This is a genomic window from Micromonospora tarensis, from assembly GCF_016803395.1.
In the GTDB taxonomy this organism is placed as follows: Bacteria; Actinomycetota; Actinomycetes; order Mycobacteriales; family Micromonosporaceae; genus Micromonospora; species Micromonospora tarensis.
In genome coordinates this window covers 1-5845 of the sequence record NZ_JAEVHL010000323.1, presented here as the reverse complement: position 1 = coordinate 5845, position 5845 = coordinate 1, and the positions used below count along the sequence as shown (strand labels likewise).

At 73.9% G+C, this 5845-nt stretch carries 2 protein-coding genes and 1 pseudogene; 2 read left to right on the top strand and 1 reads right to left on the bottom strand.

Going from position 1 to position 5845, the window contains the following annotated elements; all coding sequences use genetic code 11:
• Positions 1–1569: adenylate/guanylate cyclase domain-containing protein (locus JM949_RS32750; RefSeq protein WP_238434312.1), on the bottom strand; the 1569-nt coding region annotated here is incomplete at its 3' end.
• A gap of 202 nt (positions 1570–1771) precedes the next feature.
• Between JM949_RS32750 and JM949_RS32745 the strand changes: the two are divergent.
• Positions 1772–4668, top strand: a pseudogene (locus JM949_RS32745) (helix-turn-helix transcriptional regulator).
• A 133-nt stretch (positions 4669–4801) separates the two neighbouring features.
• Positions 4802–5572 (top strand): DUF5995 family protein, encoded by a 771-nt coding sequence (locus JM949_RS32740; protein ID WP_203151935.1) that lies wholly within the window; start codon positions 4802–4804, stop codon positions 5570–5572.
• Positions 5573–5845: the final 273 nt, after the last annotated feature.

The following is a 5845-nucleotide window of genomic DNA, read 5'->3' as shown; positions in this document are numbered from 1 at the left end:
GTGCCGGTGCGGACCGGCCGGGCGTCCAGCCGAGCGCCCGGTCCACGGCCGGCCGGCGAAGACAGCGCCGAGGGTGCCGGCGGCCATCAGCACCGCCCGCCGCTCACCGTCGAGGTGGTCCAGTTCCGCGCCGACGGCCCGGCGGATCGCCTCCGGCAGGGCGAGTGTCGCCGCGTCGCCGCCGTCCGCGACCGACCCGACGTACGCCGCGGCGTGCCCGGGACGACCCCCTACCAGCGGCAGCAGCCGGTCGACCAGGGTCACCGGCTGTCCGGCCCGACCGAGCATCTGGCGGAGCAGCCGCCCGGACTGCACCGTGGCCAGCGGTCGGACCGCCACCTGTCGGGCCGCGCCCGGCGGGATGTCGGCCCACTGTGGCCGATGTGCAGTGACCACGGCCAGTGGCAGTCCCCGCTCCGTGGCCGCGCCGAACAGCGCGTGTAGGAACCGGCCGACCACCGGCGCGGCCCGGTCCACGTCGTCGACGGCGACGATCAGCGGCCGGTGGGCGGCCAGCCGCAGCAGGACCTGCCGGCAGAGAGCCGCGCCGGCCAACGCTGACGCCGAGCCGTCCGGGCTGGCCAGCATCCGCCGCAGCGCCGGCACCGCGGCGGCGACCCGGGCCGGCGGAAACAGCGGCGTCAGCGCGGCGACGAGCCGCTCGTGGACCGCGGCCGGGCCGTCGCCGGGCCGGATCCCGGCGAGGTCGCACAGCAGCGTCGCGATCGGCGCCAACACCTGATCGGGGTACGGCTGGCAGGCCGCCGCGCACCAGCGCACCGATCGTCCGTCCACAGTGGTCACCACACGGCTGAGCTCGTGCAGTAGTCGGCTGCGACCGCTGCCGGTGGGGCCGGTCAGGGAGACCCAGCGCGGCTGCCGCTCCCGGACGGCCGAGCTGAGCTGGTCCCGAACGGTGGCCAGCTCGCGGCGGCGACCGACCAGCCGGCCGTCGTGCCGCTCGGCGTCGGGGCGTACCGGAGCGAGAGCGTGCCAGACCGGCGGCGCGTCGGCGGCCGGTGCCAGCCGACGCCGGGTGATCAGGCCGGCGGTGGCGTTCGCGGTGACCGGGCAGAGCGCCACGGCGCCGGGGGGCGCGTACTCCTGCAGGCGGGCCGCGGTGGTGATCACCGCGCCGCTGGCCACGCCGTGCGCACCGTTGACGGCGTCGCCCAGGTCGACCACGACCTCGCCGGTGGCGACACCGACGCGGACGCGCAGTCGGGTGCCGCCGAGCAGGGGCCGGTGGTCCAGCGCGCCCTGGATCTCCAGCCCGGCGCGCACCGCCCGGTACGCGTCGAAACCGTCGGAGTGGTGGGCGCCGAAGAGCGCCATCACGGCGTCGCCGATGTACTTCTCCACCACGCCCTGCCAGCGGTGCAGCACCCCGGCCACGGTGTCGAAGTAGGCCCGCTGCAACGCCCGGACATCCTCCGGGTCCAGCCGGTTCACCAGGGCGGTGGAGCCGACGATGTCCGCGAAGAGGACGGTGACCGTGCGTCTCTCCAACGGTATCGGCCAGTGCGGGGTCGTGGTGGACTGGGTGTCGACGCCGATGGTGTCGGTCATGGGTCTCGCACCGGCCCTTCTCCCCCGCTGATGCCAGCTGACCTCCGGAGACTGGCATTTCGTGGCTGCCGGGGGATCTGCCGAACGACGTATGTCGGCCACCTGCGGCCTTCAACCTTTAGTCGCGAAGTCGACGCGAGGAGTACCACAAGCGGCCGGTGGCCGTAGAACGGTGTGGGGAACTGTGATTAGGCTGCGTGACATGGCCAGCGATGTGGACACCGCACCGCTCGTGGGCCGGGCCGAGCTGGTGCAGACGGTTCGGTCCGCGATGCTCGGTGACGGCGCGCACGGGCAGACCTCGGCGGTCTTCCTGACCGGCGAGAGCGGGGTGGGAAAGACCCGGCTGTTGGGCGAGATCGGCGACTGGCTGCGGGAGCAGGGCGCCGTGGTGCTCACCGGCAGCTGCCTGGACATCGGCGACGCCTCCCCGCTGCACCCGCTGTTGCAGGCCCTGCGCCGGTTCGACGCCGAGGTGTCCGCCTCGCACGCCCGGAGCGCGTCAGCGGTGCGCGGGCTGCTGCAGATGTTCGCCGATGAGACCGCCGGCCCGGACGGCGCCGGCGCGTTGCTGGAGCGGGTCTCCCGCGGCCTGCACCTGATCGCCGAGGGCAGACCGCTGGTGCTGATCCTCGACGACCTGCAGTGGGTCGACCGGAGCACCCGGCAGCTCCTGCTCTACCTGCTGGCCGGGCTGGGCGACCTCCAGCTTTCGGTGCTGGCGGCGGTGCGGGCCGAGTCGTTGCAGGGTGCGCATCCACTGCGCCGGGTGCTGACCGAGCTGCGTCGACTGCGGACGGTGCGGGTGCTCGACCTGGCCCCGCTGGGCCGGGCGGACACGGAACAGCTCGCCGCCGCCGTGGTCGGCCGGCCGTTGACCGCCGACGCGGCCGAGCAGGTGTGGCAGCGCAGCGGTGGCAACCCGTTCGTCATCGAGGAGCTGGCCCGCGATCTGCGCGACGGGCGCGACGGCCTGTCCGAGACCCTGCGGGAGATCTTCCTCGACCGGGTCGACGCGTTGCCCCAGCACGCGCACGCGGTGGTGCACGCCGTCGCCGCCGGTGTCGAGCCGGTGCAGCACTGGCTGCTGGCCCAGGTGCTGCGGATGCCGGAGGACGAGCTGATCGCCGCGGCCCGCGCCGCGGTGGCGCACCGACTGCTGGTCGGCGCCGACGACGGCTACCGGCTTCGACACCGCCTCGTCGCCGAGGTGCTGGCGCACGAGCTGCTCCCCGCCGAGCGGTCCGGGCTGCACCGCCGCTACGCCGAGGCGCTCACCGGGGCGCCGGGCGAGCTGCACCAGGCCCGGTTGGCGCACCACTGGCGACTGGCCGGCGAGCCGGCGCGCGCCCTACCGGCGGCGGTGGCCGCCGCCCAGGAGGCCGAACGGCTGCACGGCTACGCCGAGGCGCATCGGCACTGGTCGGCGGCGTTGCAGCTGGCCGCCGAACCGGGCCCGCCGACGGTGGACCGGGTCGAGCTGCTCGAGAACGCCGCGAGGCGGCCCACCACTGTGGGGAGCACGCCCGGGCGCTGGCCCTGCTGGAGGAGCTGGCGGAGCTGCGCGGCGGCGAGCCGACCTGCACGCTGCACATCCGCCGGGCCCGTTATCTGGCCGCCGCCGGTCGTTCCGCGCTGGCCGAGGAGGAATACCAGCGGGCGCTGAAGGCGGCGGACTGCTCACCACGGGACCGCGCCACCGCCGCCGCGCGCCTGGCCGAACTGCTGCTGCACCTGGGCCGGTACGCCGACGCGGGGGAGCGGGCGCGGGAGGCGCTGACGCTGGCCGAGAACGTGGCGGGCTCGGCCACCGAGGTCGTGCTGGCCAGCTCGGCGCTGGGTTTCAGCGACGCCTACCTGGAAGACCCGGACGCCGGTCTGGCGGTCATGCGCGACGCCCTGAACACCGCCGAACGCGCCGGCCAGCCCGAGGACGTGGCCTGCGCGTACCTACACCTGGCGGAGCTGCTGACCGGGCCACTGAACATCCTCGAAGAGGGCGTGGTGGTGGCCCGGCGGGGCGCCGAGCGGGTGGCCGAGCTGGGGTTGGGCCGCACCTGGGGCACCCGGTTGCTGGCCATCGCCATCAACGGGTTGTTCCGGGTGGGTCAGTGGGCCGAGGCGGAGAAGGTGGTCGCTGTCGCCCTGCGGCACCGACCGTCCGGGGCGGACGCCGTCGAGTTGCTGCTCGCCCGATGCCGGCTCTCGGTGGGTTACGGCGACATCGAGGCCGCCGGCCGGGACCTCGACGCGGTGGCGACCCTGCTCGCCGGCGGCGGCGCCCGGCACGTCATTCCGCTGCTCACCCTGCGTTCCGGGTTGGCCATGTGGGAGGGCCGGCACGACGTGGCACGGCTGGTTGTGCAGCGGGGTCTCACCGAGAGCCGCTCCGACGACGTGATGATCCTTTCCGCGTTGGTCTGGCACGGCCTGCGGGCCGAGGCGGAGGCGCACTCCAGCCGCACCGTGGAGGTGGACCCGACGGCGGTACGCCGGCTGCGGGACGCGGCCGAGCGGATGGCCCGCAAGAGCGCCGGCGCCGCCCGGCCGGTGCGCTCGGTGGTCGAGGGCTTCCTGGCGCTCTGCGCCGCCGAGGTGAGCCGCCTCGACGGCAGCGACCCGGAGCTGTGGGCCGTCTCCGCCGCCGAGTGGGATCGACGTCAGCACCCCTATCCGGCGGCGTACTCGCGGCTGCGGCAGGCCGAGGCGTTGCTGGCGCGCCGCAGCCGGGTGGCCACCGCCGGGAAGCTGTTGCGCGAGGCGTACCGGGTGGCGCAGGGTCTGGGCGCGGTGCCGTTGACGTCGGAGATCCGCGAGCTGGCCGGACGGGCCCGGGTGTCGCTGGAGGAGCGCGACCCGACCGCCGGCGCGCGGGGCGTGCCGGCCGAGACGTCCGACGACGAGTTGGCGGCGCTCACCGCCCGGGAACGCGAAGTGCTCGCACTGGTCGCCGAGGGCCTGACCAACAAGGAGATCGGGCAGCGGCTGTTCATCAGCGAGCGGACCATCGGCGTGCACGTGTCGCACATCTTCGACAAACTCCAGGTCCGCACCCGCGTCCAGGCCAGCGCCATCCAGTTGCGTAACCAGCGGTCCTGACCGACGACGTAGTCCGCTGTCAGGTATTCGCGCCGGGATACGTCGTTCTACTGATCCGATGAGTGGGTGTCGGCTGGAAGGCTGAGCCGCGTCGACGACGGCACGGGGTGCCGGCGACCACCATGGAGGAGAGATGACCGAACCGGTCTGGGGACCCGTGCACCGGGACATCGTCGACCTGCTCGCCGATCACCCCGCGGACGTGCCGGCCGTGGTCGATCATCTGACCAAGCTGCAGGACATGCTGGTCCGGCTGCCTCCGTTGGAAGCCAGTTGCCCGCTCGCCGACTTCAACAAGCTCTACCTGACCATCACCACGAGCGTGCTGGACGGGCTGTACGACGACCGCTTCGTCGACCCGGTCTTTCTCTCCCGGCTCGATGTCGAGTTCGCCGCCCGGTACTTCGACGCGATGCGCCTGTGGACCGACTCCAGCCCGGGGACTCCGAAGGCGTGGTCGTGCCTCTTCCAGCGGATGCGGGGGCCGGACGCCCGGCCGCTGCCGTCGGCGGCGGCCGGGGTCAACGCGCACATCAACTTCGACCTGCCGTTCGCGTTGGTGACCACCTTCGACCACCTGGAGTCGGAGCCGGTCGACGGCAGCGACCAGCACCACGACTACCTCGAGATCAACAACATCTTCGCGGACAAGATCCCCAGTCTGCGCCGGGGCTATCTGGAGCAGTGGCAACTGCTCATCGACATGCTCAACGGTGACATCGACGACTGGTACCAGGGGGAGTTGGTCGAGTACACGCGCGATGTCGCCTGGCGCAACGCGCAGAAGATCTGGCGGTGCCGGCACGATCCGGACGCCCGCGAGTGTGAGCGTACGCGGTTGGATGACAACGCCGCGGCGCTCGGCCGGTTGCTGCTCTCGCCCCTCGGGGCGTTCCTGCAGTAGCCGGGACGGGGGGTCCCCGCGCTCCGCCCCGTGGGGGGCCGCGGAGCGCGGGGACGCGTCCCACCAGTTCCGCCCCGCCGGGCCGTCCGAGTTCGGTCGGCCCGGGGGTACAGCCGGTCGGCTCCGGGGGGTGTCGACCGTCTGCCACCGTCGGCCGGCCCGGGGGGTGTCGGCCGGCGGTGGGAACGGACCGGCGCCGGGGCGTGTCGGCGACGCGCGGACCGGGGGGTGTCGGCGGCCTCGTGACCGGGTACGCCCGCGCCATGACCGTCC

Excerpts from the sequence above, each read along its gene's own strand:
- JM949_RS32740 (WP_203151935.1), top strand. The coding sequence starts at position 4,802 with ATGACCGAACCGGTCTGGGGACCCGTGCACCGGGACATCGTCGACCTG.